The sequence below is a fragment of the Streptomyces yongxingensis genome (genome assembly GCF_055597465.1).
Genome location: NZ_CM145717.1, coordinates 3,718,393 through 3,741,335, shown reverse-complemented (window position 1 = coordinate 3,741,335; position 22,943 = coordinate 3,718,393). Strand labels below are relative to the sequence as shown.

At 71.3% G+C, this 22,943-nt stretch carries 19 protein-coding genes; 10 read left to right on the top strand and 9 right to left on the bottom strand.

Annotated elements, in window-relative coordinates; translation table 11 throughout:
- Positions 1–26: 26 nt before the first annotated feature.
- Positions 27–1,703: a thiamine pyrophosphate-binding protein gene (locus tag ACZ6TD_RS15535; RefSeq protein WP_471354452.1), complete on the bottom strand. Its 1,677-nt coding sequence runs from the start codon at positions 1,701–1,703 to the stop codon at positions 27–29.
- Between the two features lie 53 nt (positions 1,704–1,756).
- The gene (locus ACZ6TD_RS15530; protein ID WP_471354450.1) at positions 1,757–3,232 is read right to left on the bottom strand and encodes a sodium:solute symporter family protein; all 1,476 of its coding nucleotides are present in this window, start codon (positions 3,230–3,232) and stop codon (positions 1,757–1,759) included.
- A 233-nt stretch (positions 3,233–3,465) separates the two neighbouring features.
- On the opposite strand from ACZ6TD_RS15530, the gene ACZ6TD_RS15525 reads away from it, so the two are divergent.
- On the top strand, positions 3,466–5,088 hold the full coding sequence (locus ACZ6TD_RS15525) for a PucR family transcriptional regulator (RefSeq protein WP_471354448.1): 1,623 nt from the start codon (positions 3,466–3,468) through the stop codon (positions 5,086–5,088).
- 45 nt (positions 5,089–5,133) lie between these two features.
- Here the strand turns inward: ACZ6TD_RS15525 and ACZ6TD_RS15520 are convergent, their stop codons facing one another.
- Together ACZ6TD_RS15520 and ACZ6TD_RS15515 are read right to left on the bottom strand one after the other, a co-directional pair.
- Positions 5,134–6,495: an aspartate aminotransferase family protein gene (locus ACZ6TD_RS15520; RefSeq protein WP_471354446.1), complete on the bottom strand. Its 1,362-nt coding sequence runs from the start codon at positions 6,493–6,495 to the stop codon at positions 5,134–5,136.
- Between the two features lie 2 nt (positions 6,496–6,497).
- Positions 6,498–6,971: an Lrp/AsnC family transcriptional regulator gene (locus ACZ6TD_RS15515; RefSeq protein ID WP_020868121.1), complete on the bottom strand. Its 474-nt coding sequence runs from the start codon at positions 6,969–6,971 to the stop codon at positions 6,498–6,500.
- Between the two features lie 178 nt (positions 6,972–7,149).
- On the opposite strand from ACZ6TD_RS15515, the gene ACZ6TD_RS15510 reads away from it, so the two are divergent.
- Complete coding sequence (locus ACZ6TD_RS15510) at positions 7,150–8,601, top strand: gamma-aminobutyraldehyde dehydrogenase (protein ID WP_471354444.1); 1,452 nt, start codon at positions 7,150–7,152, stop codon at positions 8,599–8,601.
- Positions 8,602–8,710: 109 nt separating this feature from the next.
- Here ACZ6TD_RS15510 and ACZ6TD_RS15505 read toward each other — a convergent pair whose 3' ends face one another.
- Positions 8,711–9,418: a glycerophosphodiester phosphodiesterase gene (locus tag ACZ6TD_RS15505; protein WP_471354442.1), complete on the bottom strand. Its 708-nt coding sequence runs from the start codon at positions 9,416–9,418 to the stop codon at positions 8,711–8,713.
- Positions 9,415–10,437, bottom strand: a complete 1,023-nt coding sequence (locus tag ACZ6TD_RS15500) for an adenosine deaminase (RefSeq protein ID WP_471354440.1) — start codon at positions 10,435–10,437, stop codon at positions 9,415–9,417. Before ACZ6TD_RS15500 ends, ACZ6TD_RS15505 begins: the two co-directional genes overlap by 4 nt.
- 111 nt (positions 10,438–10,548) lie before the next feature.
- Here ACZ6TD_RS15500 and ACZ6TD_RS15495 point away from each other — a divergent pair, with 111 nt between their 5' ends.
- Positions 10,549–11,610, top strand: a complete 1,062-nt coding sequence (locus ACZ6TD_RS15495) for a DUF4190 domain-containing protein (protein WP_471354438.1) — start codon at positions 10,549–10,551, stop codon at positions 11,608–11,610.
- Here ACZ6TD_RS15495 and ACZ6TD_RS15490 read toward each other — a convergent pair.
- A complete protein-coding gene (locus tag ACZ6TD_RS15490) occupies positions 11,550–12,206 on the bottom strand; it encodes an NADAR family protein (protein ID WP_471354437.1) in 657 nt (218 codons plus the stop codon). The two genes, ACZ6TD_RS15495 and ACZ6TD_RS15490, sit on opposite strands and share 61 nt — an antisense overlap.
- Before the next feature lie 114 nt (positions 12,207–12,320).
- Here ACZ6TD_RS15490 and ACZ6TD_RS15485 point away from each other — a divergent pair, with 114 nt between their 5' ends.
- The 7 genes from ACZ6TD_RS15485 (at position 12,321) to ACZ6TD_RS15455 (ending at position 20,378) form a co-directional block, all read left to right on the top strand.
- Positions 12,321–12,755, top strand: coding sequence for a DUF4190 domain-containing protein (locus tag ACZ6TD_RS15485; RefSeq protein ID WP_471354435.1), 435 nt, complete (start codon positions 12,321–12,323; stop codon positions 12,753–12,755).
- A 314-nt stretch (positions 12,756–13,069) separates the two neighbouring features.
- Complete coding sequence (locus ACZ6TD_RS15480; protein WP_471354433.1) at positions 13,070–14,590, top strand: gamma-aminobutyraldehyde dehydrogenase; 1,521 nt, start codon at positions 13,070–13,072, stop codon at positions 14,588–14,590.
- Positions 14,591–14,657: 67 nt separating this feature from the next.
- Positions 14,658–15,905, top strand: a complete 1,248-nt coding sequence (locus ACZ6TD_RS15475) for a polyamine ABC transporter substrate-binding protein (RefSeq protein WP_471354431.1) — start codon at positions 14,658–14,660, stop codon at positions 15,903–15,905.
- 21 nt (positions 15,906–15,926) lie between these two features.
- On the top strand, positions 15,927–17,078 hold the full coding sequence (locus tag ACZ6TD_RS15470) for an ABC transporter ATP-binding protein (protein WP_471354429.1): 1,152 nt from the start codon (positions 15,927–15,929) through the stop codon (positions 17,076–17,078).
- Positions 17,075–18,130, top strand: coding sequence for an ABC transporter permease (locus ACZ6TD_RS15465; protein ID WP_471354427.1), 1,056 nt, complete (start codon positions 17,075–17,077; stop codon positions 18,128–18,130). Before ACZ6TD_RS15470 ends, ACZ6TD_RS15465 begins: the two co-directional genes overlap by 4 nt.
- Entirely contained in the window at positions 18,127–18,924 is a 798-nt protein-coding gene (locus tag ACZ6TD_RS15460) for an ABC transporter permease (protein ID WP_037948688.1), read from the top strand. The genes ACZ6TD_RS15465 and ACZ6TD_RS15460 overlap by 4 nt, the downstream gene beginning before the upstream one ends.
- A gap of 5 nt (positions 18,925–18,929) precedes the next feature.
- Positions 18,930–20,378, top strand: a complete 1,449-nt coding sequence (locus tag ACZ6TD_RS15455) for an NAD(P)/FAD-dependent oxidoreductase (RefSeq protein ID WP_471354425.1) — start codon at positions 18,930–18,932, stop codon at positions 20,376–20,378.
- Between the two features lie 85 nt (positions 20,379–20,463).
- On the opposite strand, the gene ACZ6TD_RS15450 is transcribed toward ACZ6TD_RS15455, so the two are convergent.
- Together ACZ6TD_RS15450 and gabT are read right to left on the bottom strand one after the other, a co-directional pair.
- The gene (locus tag ACZ6TD_RS15450) at positions 20,464–21,126 is read right to left on the bottom strand and encodes a phosphatase PAP2 family protein (RefSeq protein WP_471354423.1); all 663 of its coding nucleotides are present in this window, start codon (positions 21,124–21,126) and stop codon (positions 20,464–20,466) included.
- Between the two features lie 378 nt (positions 21,127–21,504).
- A complete protein-coding gene (gene gabT / locus ACZ6TD_RS15445) occupies positions 21,505–22,854 on the bottom strand; it encodes a 4-aminobutyrate--2-oxoglutarate transaminase (RefSeq protein WP_471354421.1) in 1,350 nt (449 codons plus the stop codon).
- Between the last annotated feature and the right edge of the window lie 89 nt (positions 22,855–22,943).

Sequence of the window (22,943 nt, the reverse complement as noted above, 5' to 3'; positions counted from 1 at the left end):
CAGCCCTGATCGGGGTCGGGCTCCGATCAGCGCTGATCGGGACCGGGGCCGCCACCGGGGCCGCCGTCGGCGCGCCGGTCGAGGTGGGTGGGCGCGAACATCCGCAGCAGGGCGGGCAGTACCACGACCGACGGCCCGGGGGCCGCGAGGGCGCCGGCGAGGTCCGCGCGCAGCCGCTCGGGTGTGGTACGGACCGCCGGGACGCCGAAGGACTCGGCCAGCGCGACGAAGTCAGGGCGGGACAGCTCGGTGGCGGTCGCCTCGCCGAACGTGTCCGTCATGTACTCACGCAGGATGCCGTAGCCGCCGTCGTCCACGATCAGCCAGGTGATGGGGAGTTGGTACTGATGAGCGGTGGCGAGTTCGGCGATCGAGTACATGGCGCCGCCGTCGCCCGACACGGCAAGCACCGGTCGGCCGCGGTCCGCGGCGGCGGCCCCGAGTGCGGCCGGGAAGCCGTAGCCGAGGCCGCCCGCGCCCTGCGCCGAGTGCAGGGCGCCCGTACGCGGATCGAAGGCGGACCAGGCCCAGTAGGCGAGGATCGTCATGTCCCAGAAGCTGGGGGAGTCATCGGGCAGCGCGTCACGCACCGCGCCCAGCACCCGCCGCTCCAGCTCCAGGCCCTGTGCGTCGATCCGCTCCCGCACCCGGGTGAGCAGCCCGGCGGCGGCCTTGGCCGCCGTGCCCGGCGGGCGGGGCGTGACGGCCTCGGCGAGGTCGGCCAGCGCCTCGCGGGCGTCGGCGTGGATACCGAGCGCCGGGTGGTTGGACTCGAGCTTGCCGAGGTCGGCCTCGATCTGGACGAGACGGCCGCGCGGGCGGAACGTGTGGTAGTTGGAGGAGAGTTCACCGAGTCCGGAGCCGACGACCAGCAGGACGTCGGCGTCCTCCAGGAACTCGGTGGTGTGCGCGTCCTCCAGCCAGGACTGGAGCGAGAGCGGATGAGCCCACGGAAACGCGCCCTTGCCGCCGAAGGTCGTCGCCACGGGCGCGTCCAGCGATTCGGCCAGCGCCCGCAGCTCCTGCCGGGCCCCGGCGCGCACCACTCCGCCCCCGGCCAGGATCACCGGACGCTCGGCGGCGTTCAGCAGCCTCGCGGCCTCCGCCGTCAGCTCGGGCCGGGGCGGCAGCGGCCGGGGTTCGGCCCGCAGGGAGGTCACCGGCGGCACGGAGACCGGTGCGAGCAGCACGTCCTGCGGGACCTCCAGCCACACCGGCCCGGCGGGGGCCTCCAGCGCGGACGCCCAGGCGGCGGCGACCGCGGAGGGGATCTGGGAGGCGGTACGGACCGTGTGGACGGACTTCACGACGTCGCGGAACGACGCTTTCTGGTCCACGAGTTCATGGAGATAGCCCTTGCGCCCGCCGCCGAGCCCCGCCGTGGGCACCTGGCTGCCGATGGCGAGGACCGGCGCGGAAGCCGCCGCCGACTCCTGCAGCGCGGCGAGCGTCATGAGCGCCCCGGGCCCGGTGGACACCAGCAGCGGCGCGACCGTGCCGGTGACACGCGCGAAAGCGTCGGCGGCGAACCCGGCGTTGTTCTCCACCCGCAGCCCCACATAGGCGAGCCCGGACCGCCGCAGCGCGTCGAACGCCCCGAGGGCGTGCTGTCCGGGAAGCCCGAACACGGTGCTCGCCCCGAGCGCGGTGAGGGACTCCACGACGAGGTCGCCGCCGTGACGCGCGCGCTGTGCGGTGGGCATGGATCGGTGCCTTTCTGACGATGCGTATCGAAGAGAGTGAGCGTGAGCCGGTGTCAGGCGCCTGCGGCAGCCGGGCTGGTGGTCTCCGGGGTGGGGGCGGCGGGCTCACCAGCCAGCCGTCGCCGCCAGACGTCCAGGATCGCCGCGTCCGTCGGCTTAGTGGCGAGGCTGACCGCCACATACGCCACCAGCGAGGCGAGCAGCCCGAAGTAGATGGGCTCGTTGGCGAGGATGCCCTTCCACCCCATCAGCGCGATGACCGTAAGGCCGCCGACACCGACCGAGGCCAGCGCGCCCGCGCCTGTGCCGCGCTTCCACAGCAGCCCGCCCAGGATCGGCATCAGCAACCCGCCGACCAGCATGTTGTAGGCGACGGTCAGCGCCTCGACGACATCGTTGAGCGCCACGGAGATGCCGATCACGGCTATGCCCATGATGAGGATGAAGACGCGGTTGCCGCCGATCTCGTCATGGGAGGCGCCGGCCGTACGGAGCGTACGGCCGCGCAGCCGGGCCCAGATGTCGTTGTTGGCCACCGTCGCGCAGGCGATGAGCGCGCCCGAGGAGGTGGACATCACCGCGGACAGCGCGGCGGCCAGCACCAGCCCCTTCACACCCACCGGGAGGGCGTCCTTGACGATGGTCGCGAACGCGTCGTCCGGGGCGCCCAGCTTGGGGTACAGCACCCTGGCCGCCGTGCCGATGATCGCGCCCGCGACCGCGTAGGCAAGGCAGTACGTCCCGGCCGCGGTGCCGCCGAGGCGGGCGACCCGGTCGTCGCGGGCGGTGAAGACCCGCTGCCAGATGTCCTGGCCGATCAGCATGCCGAAGGAGTAGATCAGCACATAAGTGAAGACGGTCTGGCCGCCGATGCCCATCGGGGAGAAGTAGCCGTGGGGGAGTTCGGACTTCATCGCGTCGAAGCCGCCCGCCTTCACCACCGCGATCGGCAGCAGCAGAAGCAGCACGCCCACCGTCTTGACCACGAACTGCACCATGTCGGTCAGGGTGATCGACCACATGCCGCCGAGCGTCGAGTAACAGACCACGATCGCCCCGCCGAGCACGATGGCGACGACCCGGTCCAGCCCGAATATCACATCGAAGATGGTGGCGTAGGCGATGGTCGAGGTGACCGCGAGCATCAGGGTGTAGGCCCACATCACGATGCCCGAGATCAGCCCGGAGGAGCCGCCGTAGCGCAGATCCAGCATCTGGCTGACCGTGTAGACCTTGAGCCGGGCGATGCGCGCCGAGAAGAAGACCGACAGCGCCAGCAGCCCGAGGCCGATGGCGATGACCATCCAGGCGCCGGAGAGCCCGTACTGATAGCCGAGCCCGACGCCGCCGATGGTGGACGCGCCACCGAGCACGATCGCGGCCATCGTCCCGGAGTACATCAGCGGCCCCAGCCGCCGCCCCGCGACCAGGAAGTCGCTGGTGGAACTGGTGCGGCGCATCCCCCACCAGCCGAGCGCGAGCATGCCCGCGAGATAGACGACGATCACGGTGTAGTCGACAGCGGTCATGGCGGTGCTCCTCGGTCCGGCGGGAGTCGGCTGGCGGTCGGGAGGTCGGGAGGTCGGGCGCGCGGAGACGCACGGGATCGGGGAGATCCCGGCGATCCGCGGGGATCGAGCCCCGGGGGGAATGTGGGGAGTGACGGAGACCCTAGGTGTCGCCGAAGCGTCCGGGAAGTGTACGTTTCCTCCACTCCCGATCCCCGGGATGTACGAACCATCCCCTCGCGAGGCCCGCCGTGATGAACGACCGCGTCCCCCCGACGGCCCCCGTCCCGCTCTCCACACTCCTGCGCCACCCCGCCCTGGGCTTGCGGCAGGTCGCGGGCGGGCGCGAGACGGACACGCCCGTGTACTTCGTCCACACCAGCGAGATGGAGGACCCCGTTCCCTATCTGCTGGGCGGGGAGCTGCTGCTCAGCGCGGGGGTGCACTGCCCGGAGGCGGCGGGCGCCGGCACCTACTGGGACCGCTATGTGGCCCGCACGGTCCAGGCGGGCGCGGCGGCGCTCGGCTTCGGCATCGCGCCGGTGCACGACACGGTGCCCCGCGCGCTGGCCGAGGCGTGCGACCGGCACGGGCTGCCGCTGGTGGAGGTGGACCGGCAGACGACCTTCACGGCCGTGGCGAGCGCCGTATGGGACGCGATGGCCGAGCGCCGCCACCATGAGCTGCGGAGCCTGACCGAGGCGCAGCAGTCGCTGGCCACCGCCGCGGCGCGCCCGCACCCCGTACCGGCCGTGCTGCGCCAGCTCAGCCAGCACCTCGGGGCCTGGACGGTGCTCTACGGCCCGGCCGGTCCGGACGCGCCGGACGGCGCGGAGCTGGCGGCCGCCGGGCCGCGGCCGCCGCGCGAGGCCCGTAAGGCGCTCGGCGCGCTCGCGGCACGGCTGCGCTCGGGCCCGTCCTCCGCGGCGGGCAGGGCGACCGGCGCGTCCGGTGAGGAGCTGCTGCTGACCGCGTACGGGCTGGGCGGCCCGGCGGGCCCGGAGGACCGGCTCGCACTCGGCGTCTGCGCACCCCGGCGGGACGGCGCGGACAGCGCGATCGTGGGGGTGGCCGTGGTGCTGCTGTCGCTGCTGACGGCGCGGCGGGTGGTCGGGGCCGAGGCCGAGCGCACATCCGCGCTGGTGCGGCTGATGCTCGGCGCCGAACCGGCGCGGGTGGCGGCGCTGCTGAGTCCCTCGCCGGGGCAGTCGGGGCAGTCGGGGCAGCCGGGACAGTCGGGCCAACCGGGCCAGCCAGGGCAGCCGGGCCAGCCCGGGCAGCCGGGGACGTCCCCCGAGCCCCCAAAAGGCGGCGGGCTGTGGACCGTGGTGCACGGGCGGCGGCGCGGCCGCGGCCGGGACGACGGGCTGCTGGCCACGGCGGCGCTCGCGGCCGGGCTCGGGACGCCGCTGGTCGACCTCGACGGGGACGCGCTGTGCGCCCTCGTCCCGGGCGAGGGGGAGGTGCGGGCGCAGCCCGGCTGGACCCTCGGTGTCGGGGCACCCGTACCGGCCGCGGACCTGACGCACGGCGGCGCCGACGCCGCCCGTGCGCTGCGGCGGGCGGTCGCCGAGCGGGTGCCGCTGGTGCGGGGCGGCCCGGCCCGCGCCGGCGGGGTCGGCTCGCTGGTGGACCCGGCCGAGGCGGGGGCGCACGGCCGGGCCCTGCTCGCGCCGCTTATGGGCGCACCGGCGCTGCTGGAGACGCTGCGGGTCTGGCTGTCACTGCACGGCAGCTGGGATCGTACGGCGGTGGCGCTGGAGGTCCACCGCAATACGGTCCGTCAGCGGATCGCCCGCGCCGGGGCCCTGCTGGATGCGGACCTGGGCGACGCGGACGTCCGTATGGAGCTGTGGTTCGCCCTCAAGTGGGCGTGAAACACGAGGGCTTCAGCCGCCCGGCTTGAGCTGCCGAGGTCGGCCTCAGAGCTTGGTCCACGCCTCCGTCAGCACCGTCCGCAGCACCTGCTCGATCTCGTCGAACACCGCCTGGTCGGCGATCAGTGGCGGGGCCAGCTGGACGACCGGGTCGCCGCGGTCGTCGGCGCGGCAGTACAGCCCGTTCTCGAACAGTGCCTTGGAGAGGAAGCCGTAGAGGATCCGCTCGGTCTCCTCCTCGTCGAAGGACTCCTTGGTGGCCTTGTCCTTCACCAGCTCGATGCCGTAGAAGAAACCATTCCCCCGGACATCGCCGACGATCGGCAGATCGTGCAGCCGCTCCAGCGTGGAGCGGAACGCGGCCTCGTTGTCCAGCACATGCTGGTTGAGTCCCTCGCGCTCGAAGATGTCGAAGTTGGCCAGGGCCACCGCGGACGAGACCGGGTGGCCGCCGAAGGTGTAGCCGTGCAGGAAGGTGTTGTCGCCCTCGTAGAAGGGCTCGGCGAGCCGGTCGGAGACGATGCACGCGCCGATCGGGGAGTAGCCGGAGGTCATCCCCTTGGCGCAGGTGATCATGTCCGGGACGTAGCCGAACTTGTCGCAGGCGAACATCGTGCCCAGCCGCCCGAAGGCGCAGATGACCTCGTCCGAGACGAGCAGCACGTCATGGCGGTCGCAGATCTCGCGGACCCGCTGGAAGTATCCGGGCGGCGGCGGGAAGCAGCCGCCCGCGTTCTGCACCGGCTCAAGGAAGACCGCGGCCACGGTGTCCGGGCCCTCGAAGAGGATCTGCTGCTCGATCTGGTCGGCGGCCCAGCGGCCGAACGCCTCGGGGTCGTCACCGAAGATCGGGGCGCGGTAGATGTTGGTGTTGGGGACCTTGTGGGCGCCGGGGACCAGCGGTTCGAAGGGGGCCTTGAGCCCCGGCAGACCGGTGATCGACAGGGCGCCCTGCGGGGTGCCGTGGTAGGCCACGGCCCGGGATATGACCTTGTACTTGGTGGGCTTGCCGGTCAGCTTGAAGTACTGCTTGGCCAGCTTCCACGCGGTCTCGACGGCCTCGCCGCCGCCGGTGGTGAAGAAGACCTTGTTCAGGTCGCCGGGCGCGTAGCCCGCGAGCCGCTCGGCGAGCTCGACGGCCTTGGGGTGGGCGTAGCTCCACACCGGGAAGAAGGCGAGCTCCTGGGCCTGCTTGTAGGCCGTCTCCGCCAGCTCGACCCGGCCGTGGCCCGCGTTGACCACGAACAGGCCGGCCAGGCCGTCGATGTACCGCTTGCCCTTGTCGTCGTAGATGTACGTGCCCTCACCGCGCACGATCGTCGGCACGGGGGAGTTCTCGTACGACGACATGCGGGTGAAGTGCATCCACAGGTGGTCGTACGCCGTCTTGGAGAGGTCGGCGCTCATTGCTATCTCGTTCCCCAGGTATAGGTCTGCTTCCGGAGCTTGAGGTAGACGAAGCTCTCGGTGGAGCGCACACCGGGCAGTGTGCGGATCCGCTTGTTGATCATTTCGAGGAGGTGGTCGTCGTCCTCGCAGACGATTTCGATCAGGAGATCGAAGGAGCCCGCGGTGACGACCACGTACTCGACCTCGTCCATGGCGGTCAGCGCGTCCGCGACCGGGTCGAGATCGCCCTCGACGTTGATGCCGACCATCGCCTGCCGCCGGAACCCCACGGTGAGAGGATCGGTGACGGCGACGATCTGCATCACGCCCTGGTCGAGCAGCTTCTGCACGCGCTGCCGTACGGCGGCCTCGGAGAGTCCGACGGCCTTTCCGATGGCGGCGTACGGCCGGCGACCGTCCTCCTGGAGCTGCTCGATGATCGCCAGGGACACGGAGTCGAGGGTCGGCGTGCCGTTCTTGTCAGGTGTGGCCACGACCCTCACTGTGCACGAGCCTCGCTCGTGTCGCAACCCTTCTGCGATGAATTTCGTCGTTCAGAGGCCCAGAAAACACTGATTCCGTCGTTCTGGTGTGGCGGGTATGTTGAAAACGCAGCACCGACGACTACTGTGGGTGTCTCACCCATCGGACAGCTGACAGGAGGGGTGGCACGTGACCACCGAACTGCGTCGTCTGCGCAACTACATCGACGGAGAGTTCCGGGACGCCGCGGACGGGCGGACCACGGAGGTGGTCAACCCGGCCACGGGCGAGCCCTACGCCACCGCACCGCTGTCGGGCGCCGCGGACGTGGACGCGGCGATGGCCGCCGCCGAGGCCGCCTTCCCGGCCTGGCGCGACCTGGTGCCCGGCGAGCGGCAGAAGGCCCTGCTCAAGATCGCCGACGCCTTCGAGGCGCGGGCGGAGGAGCTGATCGCCACCGAGTCCGAGAACACCGGCAAACCGCTCGGTCTCACGCGGGACGAGGAGATCCCGCCGATGATCGACCAGATCCGCTTCTTCGCGGGCGCGGCCCGGATGCTGGAGGGCCGCTCGGCCGGTGAGTACATGGAGGGGCTCACCTCGATCATCCGGCGGGAGCCGGTCGGAGTGTGCGCCCAGGTCGCACCGTGGAACTACCCGATGATGATGGCCGTATGGAAGTTCGCCCCGGCACTGGCGGCGGGCAACACGGTCGTCATCAAGCCCTCGGACACCACGCCCGCCTCCACCGTGCTGTTCGCCGAGATCATCGGCGGGGTGCTGGCGGAGCTGGGCCATCCGCAGGGCGTCTTCAACGTGATCTGCGGCGACCGCGAGACCGGTCGGCTGATGGTCGAGCACCCCGTGCCCGCCATGGCGTCCATCACCGGCTCGGTGCGGGCCGGCAAGCAGGTCGCCGAGAGCGCCTCGAAGGACATCAAGCGGGTGCACCTGGAGCTCGGCGGCAAGGCCCCCGTCGTGGTCTTCGAGGACACCGACATCCCCAAGGCGGTCGAGGACATCTCGGTCGCGGGCTTCTTCAACGCGGGCCAGGACTGTACGGCCGCCACCAGGGTGCTGGTCCACGAGTCGATCCACGACGAGTTCGTGAGCGCGCTCGCCAAGGCCGCCGCCGAGACCAAGACCGGCGCGCCGGACGACGAGGACGTGCTGTACGGCCCGCTGAACAACGCCAACCAGCTGGCCCAGGTCACCGGCTTCATCGACCGGCTCCCCGCCCACGCCAAGGTCGAGGCGGGCGGCCACCGGGTCGGCGACAAGGGCTTCTTCTACGCGCCCACCGTGGTCTCCGGCCTCAAGCAGGACGACGAGATCATCCAGAACGAGGTCTTCGGCCCGGTCATCACCGTGCAGACCTTCTCGGACGAGGAGCAGGCCATCTCCTACGCCAACGGCGTGGAGTACGCGCTGGCCTCCTCGGTGTGGACCAAGGACCACGCCCGCGCGATGCGGATGTCCAAGGCCCTCGACTTCGGCTGCGTCTGGATCAACACCCACATCCCGCTGGTCGCCGAGATGCCGCACGGCGGCTTCAAGAAGTCCGGCTACGGCAAGGATCTGTCCGCGTACGGCTTCGAGGACTACACCCGCATCAAGCACGTCATGACGTCGCTGGGCTGATGCGGGGGTGATTCCCGCGCGGGGCGGGCTGATGTCCGCGCCGCGCGGGTCATCCCCGTGTGGGGCGGGCCGATTCCCGCGCCGGGCTCGTCACCTGGTCATGGCAGGGTCAGCTGTCATGACCAAGGGGGGACATCCGGACCAGGGCCGCCAGGGCGGCGACGCGGTTGGTGGTGATCGCGTCGACGCCCGCCCGCAGCAGCCGGGACATCGACCGGCGGGTGTCGGCGGTCCAGGCGGAGACCAGCAGCCCGTCGGCGTGGTGGCGGGCGACCAGCTCCCGGGAGACCAGCCCGAAGCGGTAGTTGAGCCACCGGGGGCGCAGCGCGGCCAGCAGCGCCGGACGCGGCGGGGCCAGCGTGGTCCAGGTCAGCGCGATCTCGGCGTCCGGGTCCGCGCGGCGCACGGCGTGCAGGGCCGCCAGGGCGCCGCAGTAGTACACCCGGTCGCCCGCCCCGCTCTCCCGCACCTGGGCGACGGCGGCGGGCGCGGCCGACGCGTCCGGCAGGTCGATCAGCAGCCGGGTGGAGCCGGCGTGGGCGAGGGCCTCGCGCAGGGTCGGCACGCCCCCGCCGGTCAGCTGCCGCACCTCCTCGGCGGTCAGCCCGGACAGCGGCCGGTCCCGGCCCCACAGCCGCTTCAGCGTGGCGTCGTGGAGCAGCACCGGCACACCGTCCCGGGTCAGCCGTACGTCGATCTCGACCGCGCCCGCCCCCGCACGCACCGCGGAGCGGATCGAGGGCAGGGTGTTCTCACGGCACACATACGGGTCGCCGCGGTGGCCGACCGGGACGCATCCCGCCCCCGCCGGTCTCATCGGCCCGCGACCACCGTGTAGGCGTCGATCTCCGCCGCGAGCCGCGCCTTGCCCTCGGCGTCCAGGAAGGACGCCTCGACCGCGTTCTTGGCGAGGGAGGCGACGCCCGCCGCGTCCAGATCCAGCAGCTGGGCCGCGACCTGGTACTCGGTGTTGAGGTCGGTGCCGAACATCGGCGGGTCGTCGCTGTTGATCGTGACGAACACCCCGGCCTCGACCATCTGCTTCAGGGGGTGCTCATCGAGCGTGGCGACCGCGCGGGTGGCGATGTTGGAGGTCGGGCAGACCTCCAGTGGAATGCGGTGCTCCGCGAGATGGGCGAGCAGCTTCGGGTCCTGGACGGCGCTGGTGCCATGGCCGATGCGCTCCGCCCGCAGCTCGATGAGCGCGTCCCAGATCGTCTGCGGCCCGGTGGTCTCGCCCGCGTGCGGCACGCTGCGCAGCCCGGCGGCGATGGCCCGGTCGAAGTACGGCTTGAACTGGGGGCGCGGCACCCCTACCTCCGGACCGCCGAGACCGAAGCCGACCAGCCCCTCGGGGTTCAGCTCACAGGCGATCCGGGTGGTCTCCTCGGCGGCCTCGAGACCGGCCTCGCCGGGGATGTCGAAGCACCAGCGCAGCACCGTGCCGAACTCCGACTCGGCGGCCTTGCGGGCGTCCTCGATCGCCTCGACGAAGGCGGTGTCCGGGATGCCACGCCGGGTCGAGCTGTAGGGCGTGACGGTCAGTTCGGCGTAGCGGATGTTCTGCCGGGCCATGTCACGGGCGATCTCGAAGGTCAGCAGCCGGACGTCCTCGGCGTCGCGGATCAGGTCCACCACGGAGAGGTAGATCTCGATGAAGTGCGCGAAGTCCCGGAAGACGAAGTACTCGGCGAGGGCCTCGGGATCGGTGGGCACCTTGGAGTCGGGGTGGCGGGCGGCCAGTTCGGCCACGATGCGCGGCGAGGCGGATCCCACGTGGTGCACATGGAGCTCCGCCTTGGGCAGCCCGGCGATGAAGGTGGTCAGATCGGTCAACAAAACCTCCGGGAGACGCCCGCCGACGGCGGGTTCCGGTCATCGTATTGTGTGGCGCCGACGGGCTCGCCACAGGCCGTAGCATGGGCGGACGTCTTTGTGGGGAGCTCCATGGCCGACCAGCACGACCCGTCCGAGCCGCAGGATGAGCGGCGGCCGGCCGGACCGCCGAGGCAGCCCGAGCCGCTCGACCGCGACCCCTGGGCTCCACCGGCGCAGCGGGTCGCGATGGACAAGGCCGCTATGAACAAGGCCGCTGGGGAGACAGGCGCGGCGGACAGCGACGCGGTCGTGGCGGACAACGCGGTGGGCGCGGGCGAGCAGGGCACACCCGTCCCCCGGCCCCCGGTGGCTCCCGCTCCCCGGCCCAGGGTGGCCGAGCAGCCGACCCTCACCTCTCATCCCGCCGTGCCGGGCCCGACGCCCCCGCCCCCTCCGCCGCCCCCGCCGAGCGCCGCGCGGCCACGGGGCCCGGTGACCCCGCCGGGCGCGGTGCCCCCACCGCCGCCCGCGCCGACCGGCCCGGGCACACCCAGCGCCTACCCGGCCGGACCGTACGGCCCCGCGGGCTACGCGCCGAACGGATACGGTCGGGCGAACGGCTACGGCCAGAGCGGCTACGGCCAGAGCGCTTACGCCCAGCCCGGGTACGGGCAGCAGGCGCCGTACGAGCAGTCCCCGTACGGCGGGGCGCAGGGCCAGGGCCACCCCGGCTACGGCTACCCGGACACCTATCCGGGCACCACCCACCCCGGCACGGGGTATCCCGGCTCCGGCTACCCCGGCGCCGCCTACCCCGGAGGGGCGTACGGCCAGGGCTGGCCGGGTGGGACGTATGTGCCGAACAACGGCCATGGCACGGCCGCCCTGGTGCTCGGCATCATCGGCCTGGTGCTCTTCGCGAGCATCGTGCTCGGCATCATCCTCGGTGTGCTCGCGATCATCTTCGGGGTGCTCGGCCGCTCCAGGGCGGCGAGCGGCGAGGCGACCAACGGCGGTTCGGCGCTGGCCGGGGTGATCCTCGGGGTGATCGCCGTGGTGGCGAGCGTCGTCATGATCTTCGTCTACATAGCCGCCGAGGACGACGACTCGGGCGGCGATGACGACCCGGGCTATGCCAGGGTCGCGGCCCCGGCGGTGCTCCCGCCCCCGCTCGCCGATATCAGCCGCTGACGCGCCTCCATCAGCGCGAACCCCAGCAGATTGAGCCCACGCCAGCGGGCCGGGTCCGCCGCCCGCTCGTCGTCCGCCGCCAGCCCGATGCCCCACACCCGGTCCACCGGGCTGGCCTCCACCAGCACCCGCGACCCGGTGCCCAGCAGATAGTCACGCAGCTCGGGGTGGTGACCGAACTTGTGCACACTGCCCTCGACCACGAGCCCGAAGCGATGGCGCCGCCAGGTCTCCTCGTCGAAGCCGCGCACCGCGCGGCCCGCGTCCTTGGCCTGCTCGGGGTGGGAGGCGTCGAGCGCCCGGCGCTCCGCCTCCGCGTCGCCGAACAGCCGCGCCTTGCCCGCCATCATCCAGTGCTCGGCCGTCGCATAGGTGACCCCGTCCACGATGAACGGCGACGGCCACCACTGGCTGAAACACCCCGCACCCACGCTTCCGTCCGGCCTGGGCCGATGCCCCCAGAACCACACGTACTTCAGGCGCTCACCGCGCGCCGCCCGCTCGACCAGCTCCTCGACCGACCGAGGACCCCCGCCCGCCGAAACCGGGGGCTTCCCCTCCGCCGAAACCGAATCCCCCACCCCGTTCGTCTTCATGCCCAGGATTCTCGCACCCGCCACCGACAGCCCCGCCGACCTGGGCAATTGAGCTGTCCAGGCATGAGTCCTGCCCATAACATTGCCGGACGTTCACCAGGAGGGGAGACCACGATGTCCAGCAACACACCCGGCCCACAGCAGGAGCCGTACGACCCACAGGCCAATCCCTACGCCGCGCCCCCGCCGCCGCAGCAGCCCCCGGCCCAGCCGCCGCAGTACCCCGGGGCCGGCTACCCCGCCGCGCCGCCCGTCTACCCGGGGGTGGCCGGAATGCCGATGCAGCTGAGCAATGGCATGGGCACGGCCGCGCTGGTCTGCGGCATCGTCGGTCTGGTCTGCGGGATCACCTACTTCCTGTGGGTCTTCGCGGTCATCCTCGGCATCCTGGCGATCATCTTCGGCGCCATCGGCAAGGGGAAGGTCAGCCGCGGCGAGGCGAACAACGGGGGCTCGGCCACCGCCGGTCTGGTCTGCGGGATCATCGGCATGGTGCTCCCGGCGATCTACCTCGCCGCGCTGGACGCCGCCGTCGACTCCGTCTTCTAGACGGCGTCCGGACCGGGGTCCCACCGGCCTCCGGACCGGCGTCTCCGCCGGCGTCCCAACCGGCCTCCGGACCGGCTGTCCGGACCGGCTGTCCGGACCGGCTGTCCGGACCGGCTGTCCAAACCGTCGGTCCGGACCCGGATCCGGCGCGGAAACGGTGATGCCGAAGCCGCTCTGGTCACTGAATCCGTCGCGAAACCAAAAAGCAACAACGGAATCCCTTGTTGAAGCGCAGGTCCTCTGTCAGGATCGGCCATCAATTCCGGTTGGAGCTACGCCGTGCCCCTCTGGGCGGATCGGCGGAGGAGAGCGCGATGGATCAGCGGTTCGACGTGATGGCGCGATTCGCCGACGGTGCCCAGTACATCGCGGGCCGTCTGCGCGAGGGGGGCTCCGAAGGCACGCACGCGGTCGTCGACCCGGCCACCGGCGAGCAGGTGTTCAGCTACCGGCTCGCCGGTGCGGCCGATGTCGACGCCGCCGTGGCCGCCGCCGAGGCCGCCTTTCCCGAGTGGGCGGGCGCCACCCCCGGTGAGCGGTCCGACGCGATGCACCGCTTCGCCGCGGCGCTCACCGAGCGGGCGGACGACCTCGCCCACGCCGAGTCGCTGCAGTGCGGCAAGCCCATCAAGCTCAGCACCGAGTTCGATGTGCCCGGCTCCATCGACAACACCGCCTTCTTCGCGGGCGCCGCCCGACACCTGGAGGGCAAGGCCGCCGGCGAGTACAGCGGCGACCACACCTCGTACATCCGCCGCGAGCCCATTGGCGTCATCGGCTCCATCGCCCCCTGGAACTACCCCCTCCAGATGGCGGCGTGGAAGGTCCTCCCGGCCATCGCCGCGGGCAACACCATCGTGCTGAAGCCCGCCGAGCTGACGCCCCTGACCTCGCTGATGTTCGCCCAGGCGGCCACGGAGGCGGGCCTCCCGGACGGCGTCGTCAACGTGGTGAGCGGCACCGGCCGCGAGGCGGGCGAGCACCTGGTCTCCCACCCCGGCGTGGCGATGACCTCCTTCACCGGCTCCACGGCGGTCGGCAAGCGGGTCGCGGAACTCGCCACCGCCACCGTCAAGCGGATCCATCTCGAACTCGGCGGCAAGGCGCCCTTCGTCGTCTTCGACGACGCGGACCTGGAGGCCGCCGCGCACGGCGCCGTCGCGGGGGCGCTGATCAACACCGGCCAGGACTGCACCGCGGCCACCCGCGCGTATGTGCAGCGCCCGCTGTACGACGCGTTCGTCTCCGCCGTCGCCGATCTCATGGAGACCGTAAGGCTCGGCGATCCCTTCGACCCGCACACCGACCTCGGCCCGCTGATCTCCCACGCCCAGCGCGACCGCGTGGCGGGCTTCGTGGAGCGGGCCCGCGGCTACGCCACCGTCGTCACCGGCGGTGAGGCCCCGGGCGGCGACCTCGCCAAGGGCGCCTACTACCGGCCCACGCTCATCACCGGTGCCGCCCAGGACAGCGAGGTCGTCCAGTCCGAGATCTTCGGCCCGGTCCTGGTCGTCCTTCCCTTCGACAGCGACGACGAGGGCATCGCGCTCGCCAACGACACCCCTTACGGTCTCGCCGCCTCCGCCTGGAGCCGCGATGTCTACCGTACGGGCCGCGCCTCCCGTGAGATCCGGGCCGGCTGTGTCTGGATCAACGACCACATCCCGATCATCAGCGAGATGCCGCACGGCGGGATGCGGGCATCCGGCTTCGGCAAGGACATGTCGGCGTACTCCTTCGAGGAGTACACGCAGGTCAAGCATGTGATGTTCGACAACACCGCGGTGGTCCGCAAGGACTGGCACCGCACGGTCTTCGGGGACCGACAGACCTGAATGTGCGGCCACCTCCGCGTGGCCTCGGCCGGCCGCCACCGGCCGACACCCTCGAAAGGCACAGCTTATGGAAGCACGGCACGAGCCCGAGAGCCTGTCCCCACCGCAGATCGCCGCGATGCGGCGCTCCATGACCAGCGGCCGTATGGCGCTCACCCGCCGCTCCCTGCTGCGTGCGGGAGGCGCCGGGGCGATCGCCGTCGGCGGGCTCGGGGCGCTCGGTGGCTGCGGTATCCCGCCCGCGGGGCGCACCGAGGCGGACAACGCCTCCGACGACCACTCGGCCGAGGAGAAACGGCTGGCCTTCTCCAACTGGACCGAGTACATGGACGTCGGCAAGGGCGGCCGCCATCCGACCCTGGACGCGTTCCAGCGCCGCACCGGCATCAAGGTCAAGTACACCGAGGACATCAACGACAACGTCGAGTTCTTCGGCAAGATCAAGCCGCAGCTCGCCGCGGGTCAGGACACCGGCCGCGACCTCATCTGCGTCACCGACTGGCTCGCCGCCCGCATGATCCGGCTCGGCTGGATGCAGCCGCTGGACCCCGCCCAACTGCCCCATGCCTACACCAATCTGGCGAAACCTTTTCGCACTCCGGACTGGGACCCGGGCCGCGCCCACTCCTACCCGTGGACCGGCATCCCCGCCGTCATCGCGTACAACAAGAAGGCCACCGGCGGCCGTAAGGTCACCTCGGTCTCCCAGTTGCTGGACGACCCCAAGCTCAAGGGCCGGGTGGGGCTGCTGACCGAGATGCGCGACACCGTCGGGCTGACCCTCCTGGACATGGGCAAGAACCCCGAGACGGTCACCGCCGACGACTACGACGCCGCGATCGCCCGCCTCCAGAAGGCGTCCGACCGGGGCCAGGTCCGCCGCTTCACCGGTAACGACTACACCGGCGACCTCACCAAGGGTGACATCGCCGCCTGCATGGCCTGGGCCGGGGACCTGATCCAGCTCCAGTCGGACAACCCCGAGGTCGAGTTCGCCATCCCCGACGCCGGCTATATGACGGCCACGGACAACCTCCTGGTCCCCAACAAGGCGCGCCACAAGAGGAACGCCGAACGGCTCATCGACTACTTCTACGAGCCCAAGGTCGCCGCGAAGATCGCCGCCTACATCAACTACGTCTGCCCGGTCGACGGGGTGCGCGAGGAGCTCGCGAAGATCGACAAGGCGCTGGCGGACAATCCGCTGATCCTCCCGGACGAGGAGATGGCCGCCAAGTCCCACTCCTTCCGCTCGCTCTCCAGCAGGGAAGAGGCGGCATTCGAGGACAAGTTCGCCAAGCTCACCGGCGCCTGACAAGCGAGGAAGCGCACCGCCATGACCCAGCCCACCTCCGGCGGCGACGTCCGGCTCGACCGGATCAGCAAGACCTACGGGTCCTTCACCGCCGTCCACCCGCTCGATCTGCACATACCCGCCGGCTCCTTCTTCGCCCTGCTCGGCGCATCCGGCTGCGGCAAGACCACCACCCTGCGCATGATCGCGGGCCTGGAGGACCCCACCACCGGGACCGTCCAGCTGGCCGGTGAGGACATCACCGCCCTCCCGCCCCACAAGCGGCCCGTCAACACCGTCTTCCAGAGCTACGCCCTCTTCCCGCACCTCGACATCTTCGAGAACGTCGCCTTCGGGCTGCGCCGGCGCGGCGTCAAATCGGTGAAGAAGCAGGTCCAGGAGATGCTGGAGCTGGTCCAGCTCGGTGACTTCGCCCGCCGCAAACCGCAGCACCTCTCCGGCGGCCAGCAGCAGCGCGTCGCCGTCGCCCGCGCCCTGATCAACCACCCCCGGGTGCTGCTGCTCGACGAGCCGCTGGGCGCGCTCGACCTCAAGCTGCGCCGTCAGATGCAGCTGGAGCTCAAGCGCATCCAGACGGAGGTCGGCATCACCTTCATCCATGTCACCCACGACCAGGAGGAGGCCATGACCATGGCCGACACGGTCGCGGTGATGAACGGCGGCCGGGTCGAGCAGCGCGGCGCCCCCGCCGAGCTCTACGAGAACCCCGGCACCACCTTCGTCGCCAACTTCCTCGGCACCTCCAACCTCATCGAGGCCGAGATCACCGACAAGAGCGGCGGCGACCTCGTCCTCACCGCCGCCGGCGGCAAGCTCGCCCTGCCCGCCGACCGATGTAGCGCCCCCGTCCGCACGGGTGGGAAGCTGCTGGTGGGGGTACGTCCCGAGAAGATCACCCTGGCCCATGCCGAGGACGCCGGGACCGTCCCCGAGGGGCGCAACCGGATCACCGGGCGGATCGTCGACTCCAGCTTCATCGGCGTCTCCACGCAGTACCTCATCACCACCCCGGACTGCCCCGAGATCACCGTCTACGAGCAGAACATCGAGCGCGACGCCCGGCTGGTCCCCGGCGCCGAGGTCGTTCTGCACTGGAACCCCGCCCACACCTTCGGCCTCGACGCGACCCAGGACATCGACGCCGGTACGGAGCTGGACGAGGAGGCCCCATGAGCGTGTCCCGGCGCGCTGCGCGGGCTGGACTGAGGAGCCGCGCAGCGACGAAGGAGCGAGCAGTGACGAGGGAAGCCCGCGCGTCGGAGCGCGCCGGGACTGAGCGGGTAGGGGGGTTGGCTACGGCCACCTCTGAAGCCCCGGCGGACGCCGCGCCCGAACCGAAGCCGCCCCTGGTCAAGCCCGCCGTCCGCAAGCGGCTGGTGCCCTACTGGCTGCTGCTCCCCGGCATCCTCTGGCTGCTGATCTTCTTCGCCGCGCCGCTGATCTACCAGGCGTCGACCTCCGTCCAGACCGGCTCCCTCGAAGAGGGCTTCAAGGTCACCTGGCACGTCCAGACCTACTGGGACGCGCTCATCGAGTACTACCCGCACTTCCTGCGCTCGGTGCTCTACGCCGCCACCGCCACCGTGCTGTGCCTGCTGCTCGGCTATCCGCTGGCCTACCTCATCGCCTTCCGGGCGGGCCGCTGGCGCAATCTGGTGATGATCCTGGTCATCGCGCCGTTCTTCACCAGCTTCCTGATCCGCACCCTCGCCTGGAAGACGATTCTGGCCGACAGCGGCCCGGTGGTGGGCGCGCTCAACTCGCTGCACATCCTGGACGTCACCAGCTATCTGGGGATCACCGAGGGGCAGCGGGTGCTGGCCACCCCGCTCGCGGTGGTCTGCGGGCTGACGTACAACTTCCTGCCGTTCATGATCCTTCCGCTCTACACCTCCCTGGAGCGGATCGACCCCCGGCTGCACGAGGCTGCCGGGGACCTCTACGCCCGCCCCATCACCACCTTCCGGAAGGTGACCTTCCCGCTGTCCATGCCGGGCGTCGTCGCGGGCACGCTGCTCACGTTCATCCCCGCCGCGGGCGACTACATCAACGCCGAACTGCTGGGCTCCACCGACCAGAAGATGATCGGCAACGTCATCCAGTCGCAGTTCCTGCGGGTGCTGGACTATCCGACGGCGGCGGCGCTGTCCTTCATCCTCATGGCGGCCATCCTCACGATGGTCACCGTCTACATCCGCAAGTCCGGGACGGAGGACCTGGTGTGACGGCCCTGACGCGCTGGATACGGCGGAACCTGGTGGTCATCGCGGGGCTCGGCACCCTCGCGTATCTGATCCTGCCCAACGTCGTCGTCCTGGTCTTCTCCTTCAACAAGCCCAACGGCCGCTTCAACTACGAATGGCAGCGGTTCTCCACCGACGCCTGGACCGATCCCTGCGGCGTGGCCGACCTGTGCGGCTCGCTCTCGCTCAGCCTGAAGATCGCGGTATGGGCGACGATCGGCGCGACCGTCCTCGGCACGATGATCTCCTTCGCCCTGGCCCGCTACCGCTTCCGGGCCCGCCCCGCGGTCAACAGCCTGATCTTCCTGCCGATGGCGATGCCCGAGGTCGTCATGGCCGCCTCGCTGGCCACCCTCTTCCTCAACATGGGCGTGGACTTCGGCTTCTGGACGATCCTCATCGCCCACATCATGTTCTGCCTGAGCTTCGTGGTGACGGCCGTCAAGGCGCGGGTGATGTCCATGGACCCCCGGCTGGAGCAGGCCGCCCAGGACCTCTACGCCTCCCCGGCGCAGACCTTCCTGCGCGTCACCCTGCCGATCGCCGCGCCCGGTATCGCCGCGGGCGCGCTGCTGTCCTTCGCGCTCTCCTTCGACGACTTCATCATCACCAACTTCAACGCCGGCTCGACCGTGACCTTCCCCATGTTCGTCTGGGGATCCGCACAGCGCGGCACGCCCGTGCAGATCAATGTGATCGGAACGGCGATGTTCGCGGTCGCGGTGTTGTGCGTTCTCGTCGGCCAACTGGCCGGCGCCCGCCGCAAGAGGAGCTGAGAACCATGGCCACGGACGCCATGACCCGCTCGTCCGGGGGCGACGACGCCCCCGCCCCGTCCGCTTGGAAGGCCCTGGCCGGCGCCGCGTACCGGCCGTACTGGCTGGACGACCCCGGCAGGCCCCGCCCCCGCCCCGCTCTCGTCGGGGAGGAGCGGTGCGATCTGCTCGTCGTCGGCGGCGGCTACAGCGGACTGTGGACCGCCCTGATCGCCAAGGAGCGCGACCCCGACCGCGAGGTGGTCCTGGTCGAGGGCCAGGAGATCGGCTGGGCCGCCTCGGGGCGCAACGGCGGCTTCTGCGCCGCCTCCCTCACCCACGGCCTCGGCAACGGCGCCGCCCGCTGGCCCGATGAGCTGGCCGAACTCGAGCGGCTCGGCCACCGCAACCTCGACGCCATCGAGTCCGCCGTCGAGCGCTACGGCATCGACTGCGACTTCGAGCGCACCGGCGAGATCGATGTGGCCACCGAGCCGTACCAGGTGGCGGAGTTGCGCGAGGCCGCCGAGCTGGCGGCCGAACTCGGCGTCGGCGAGCAGGAGTTCCTCGACCGGGACGCGGTGCGCGCCGAGGTCGACTCGCCCACCTTCCTGGCCGGGCTGTGGGACCGCCGCGGCGTGGCCATGCTGCACCCCGCGAAGCTCGCCTGGGGCCTGGCGCGGGCCTGCGCCGAGCTGGGCGTACGGATCTACGAACACACCCCGGCCGAGCGGATGGCGAGCGCCGGGGCGGGGATGGCCGTCCGCACGCCCTACGGCCGGGTGCGCGCCCGTCAGGTGGCGCTCGCCACCAACGCCTTCCCCGCGCTGGTGCGCCGCATCCGCCCGTACATCGCCCCGGTCTACGACCACGCGCTGATGACCGAGCCGCTCACCGGCGAGCAGCTCGACGCGATCGGCTGGCGGGGCAGGCAGGGACTCAGCGACACCGCCAACCACTTCCACTACTTCCGGCTCACCGCCGACCGGCGCATCCTGTGGGGCGGCTACGACATCATCTACCGCTACGGGGGGCGGGTGCGCGCCGAATACGACCACCACCCCGCCACGTACCGCACCCTCGCCCAGCACTTCTTCCGCTGCTTCCCGCAGCTGGAGGGCGTGCGTTTCAGCCACGCGTGGGGCGGCGCCATCGACACCTGCTCGCGCTTCTCCGCCTTCTTCGGCAGCGCGCACGGGGGGAGGGTGGCGTACGCCCTCGGCTATACGGGCCTGGGCGTCGGGGCGACCCGGTTCGGCGCCGAGGTGATGCTCGACCTGCTCGCCGGTGAGCGCACCGAGCGCACCCGCCTGGAGATGGTCCGCAGCAAGCCCCTGCCCTTCCCGCCGGAGCCGGTGCGGTGGGCGGGCATCGGCATCACGCGGTGGGCCATGACCCGGGCCGACGCGAACGGCGGGCGCCGCAATCTGTGGCTGAAGGCGATGGACAAGGTGGGGCTGGGGATCGACAGCTGAGGACGGGGTCTCGTTGGGTCACCCCCGAGGCGTTCCGCGCGGCTTGGAGTGACCGCGGCTTGTGGGGGCCGAGCGTTGCTTTCCCCTAGCCGCCGGGGCTGGGCCGGCCGCGGTGGCGGGGCTGGCCGCTGTGGCTGGGCTGGCCGCCGGGGCTGGGCTGGCCGCGGTGGCTCAAGCGGCTGACCCTGAGCACCGCCCACAGCAGGAGGCCGGACAGACACCAGCTCGCGACGGTGTCCAGCGGCCAGTGGTAACCGCGCCGGACCAGCCCGGTGGCCACGGCGAGGTTCAGCACGGCGACGGCCACCAGAAGGGGCCGCCGCAGCCGCGGGCGCAGAAGCGGGTGGAGGAGCAGCGCCGCCGCGCCGTAGGCGACGGCGGCCGTCGCGGCATGGCCGGAGGGAAAGAATCCGGTCTCATCCGCCAGCGGCCCGGGCGGGCCGGGGCGGTCGATCAGCGCCTTGTACGGAACCACCAGCGCCGGAACCGCCGCCATCGCCACCGCCGTGGCCAGCGGCGGCAGCCACCAGCGCGGCTCTCCCGCGCGCCGGGCGCACCACGCCGCCCAGCCGAGGGCGACGGCGAGGACGGGGACCGCCACCGCCGTATTGCCGAGGTCGGCGAGGAACTCGGCGACGGGGGAGGGGAGCGCCGAGCCGGCGATCGCGCGGCCGAACCGTTCGTCGTAGGTGCGCAGGGGGCCGTGGGCGGCGATCTGCCAGGTGCACAGCGCGAGCAACGCGGTCAACGCGAGGGGCGTGAGGAGCGCGGGAAAGGGCGCCCGTGGCGCGGAAGGGGAGTGAACAGTCGGCGGCCCCGGAACAGGGGGGGTGGTTCCGGGGCCGCCGTGGCGATCGGTGTACCGCGCGCCCCGGGGGGTTTGGGGCGGGCGGCCGTCCGATCGGTGAGGAGATCCGGAGCCGGAGGCTCCAGTGGTGTGCGCGAGGGCACAGCCGGGTCGGGGCTGGGGAAGCACCGGCTCGGCATCGCCCGCAGTCCCCTGCGAGCGGGGTGTTTCTCTCATCTGCAATGACCGTACGGCAGCGAAGCCCCGCCCGACAGACCGATCACCCACCTGTCATCGGCCCCGCACATCTTCTTCACGCCACTCATCGATCACTCACAGTCACAGCTCGGCGAAGGCGCTCTCGAGGATGCCGAGACCCTCGTTCAGAAGGTCCTCGCCGATCACCAGCGGCGGCAGGAAACGCAGCACATTGCCGTAGGTCCCGCAGGTCAGCACCAGCAGCCCGGCCGAGTGGCACGCCTTGGCGACGGCGGCCGTGGCTTCGGGGTTGGGGTCCTTGGTGCCGGACTTCACGAGCTCGATGGCGATCATGGCGCCGCGGCCGCGGAGGTCGCCGATGATGTCGTACTTCTCCCGCATCGCGGCGAGGCGGCCCTTCATGACCTCCTCGATGCGCTTGGCCCTGGCGTTGAGGTCCAGCTCGCGCATCGTCTCGATCGCGCCGAGCGCGGCCGCGCACGCCACCGGGTTTCCGCCGTAGGTGCCGCCGAGGCCGCCGGAGTGCGCCGCGTCCATGATCTCCGCGCGGCCGGTGACGGCGGCCAGCGGCAGACCGCCCGCGATGCCCTTGGCGGTGGTGATCAGGTCCGGGACGATGTCCTCGTCCTCACAGGCGAACCACTGGCCGGTGCGGCAGAAGCCGGACTGGATCTCGTCCGCGACGAAGACGATGCCGTTGGACTTGGCGAACTCCGCGATCCTGGGCAGGAAGCCCTTGGCGGGCTCGATGAAGCCGCCCTCGCCGAGGACCGGCTCGATGATGATCGCGGCCACGTTCTCGGCCCCGATCTGCTTGCTGATCATGTCGATGGCCTGGGCCGCGGCCTCCTCGGCGCAGTTCTCCGGGCCGGTCAGCCAGCGGTAGGGGTAGGCGAGCGGAACGCGGTAGACCTCGGGCGCGAAGGGGCCGAAGCCGTGCTTGTACGGCATGTTCTTGGCGGTGAGCGCCATGGTGAGGTTGGTCCGGCCGTGGTAGCCGTGGTCGAAGACGACGACCGCCTGGCGCTTGGTGTACGAACGGGCGATCTTCACCGCGTTCTCCACCGCCTCGGCGCCCGAGTTGAACAGCGCCGACTTCTTGGCGTGGTCGCCGGGCGTGAGCCGGGCCAGCTCCTCGCAGACCTCCACATAGCCCTCGTACGGCGTGACCATGAAACAGGTGTGCGTGAAGTCCGCCAGCTGCGCGGACGCCCGGCGCACGACGGCCTCCGCGGAGGAGCCGACGGAGGTCACGGCGATACCGGAACCGAAGTCGATCAGCGAGTTGCCGTCCACGTCCTCGATCACCCCGCCGCCCGCGCGCACGGTGAAGACCGGCAGCACACTCCCCACCCCGCCGGCGACCGCCGCGTTCTTACGGGCGAGCAGCTCCTGCGACTTCGGGCCGGGAATGGCGGTGACGACGCGACGCTCCTGGGGGAGGGCCGGGCCTCCGGACAGTTCGGTCATGACGGGCTCCAGGGGGAAGAACAGGGGTTTTAGTCGCAGGCTATGGGCGTGGCGAGGGATGAGGCATGTTCCGTTCGGGAGTACTGCGC

What these genes read in the sequence shown, in the direction of transcription:
- ACZ6TD_RS15535 (WP_471354452.1), bottom strand. Translation starts at nt 1,703, where the DNA reads ATGCCCACCGCACAGCGCGCGCGTCACGGCGGCGACCTCGTCGTGGAG.
- ACZ6TD_RS15530 (WP_471354450.1), bottom strand. Translation starts at nt 3,232, where the DNA reads ATGACCGCTGTCGACTACACCGTGATCGTCGTCTATCTCGCGGGCATG.
- ACZ6TD_RS15525 (WP_471354448.1), top strand. Translation starts at nt 3,466, where the DNA reads ATGAACGACCGCGTCCCCCCGACGGCCCCCGTCCCGCTCTCCACACTC.
- ACZ6TD_RS15520 (WP_471354446.1), bottom strand. Translation starts at nt 6,495, where the DNA reads ATGAGCGCCGACCTCTCCAAGACGGCGTACGACCACCTGTGGATGCAC.
- ACZ6TD_RS15505 (WP_471354442.1), bottom strand. Translation starts at nt 9,418, where the DNA reads ATGAGACCGGCGGGGGCGGGATGCGTCCCGGTCGGCCACCGCGGCGAC.
- ACZ6TD_RS15495 (WP_471354438.1), top strand. Translation starts at nt 10,549, where the DNA reads ATGGCCGACCAGCACGACCCGTCCGAGCCGCAGGATGAGCGGCGGCCG.
- ACZ6TD_RS15490 (WP_471354437.1), bottom strand. Translation starts at nt 12,206, where the DNA reads ATGAAGACGAACGGGGTGGGGGATTCGGTTTCGGCGGAGGGGAAGCCC.
- ACZ6TD_RS15485 (WP_471354435.1), top strand. Translation starts at nt 12,321, where the DNA reads ATGTCCAGCAACACACCCGGCCCACAGCAGGAGCCGTACGACCCACAG.
- ACZ6TD_RS15480 (WP_471354433.1), top strand. Translation starts at nt 13,070, where the DNA reads ATGGATCAGCGGTTCGACGTGATGGCGCGATTCGCCGACGGTGCCCAG.
- ACZ6TD_RS15475 (WP_471354431.1), top strand. Translation starts at nt 14,658, where the DNA reads ATGGAAGCACGGCACGAGCCCGAGAGCCTGTCCCCACCGCAGATCGCC.
- ACZ6TD_RS15470 (WP_471354429.1), top strand. Translation starts at nt 15,927, where the DNA reads ATGACCCAGCCCACCTCCGGCGGCGACGTCCGGCTCGACCGGATCAGC.
- ACZ6TD_RS15465 (WP_471354427.1), top strand. Translation starts at nt 17,075, where the DNA reads ATGAGCGTGTCCCGGCGCGCTGCGCGGGCTGGACTGAGGAGCCGCGCA.
- ACZ6TD_RS15455 (WP_471354425.1), top strand. Translation starts at nt 18,930, where the DNA reads ATGGCCACGGACGCCATGACCCGCTCGTCCGGGGGCGACGACGCCCCC.
- gabT (WP_471354421.1), bottom strand. Translation starts at nt 22,854, where the DNA reads ATGACCGAACTGTCCGGAGGCCCGGCCCTCCCCCAGGAGCGTCGCGTC.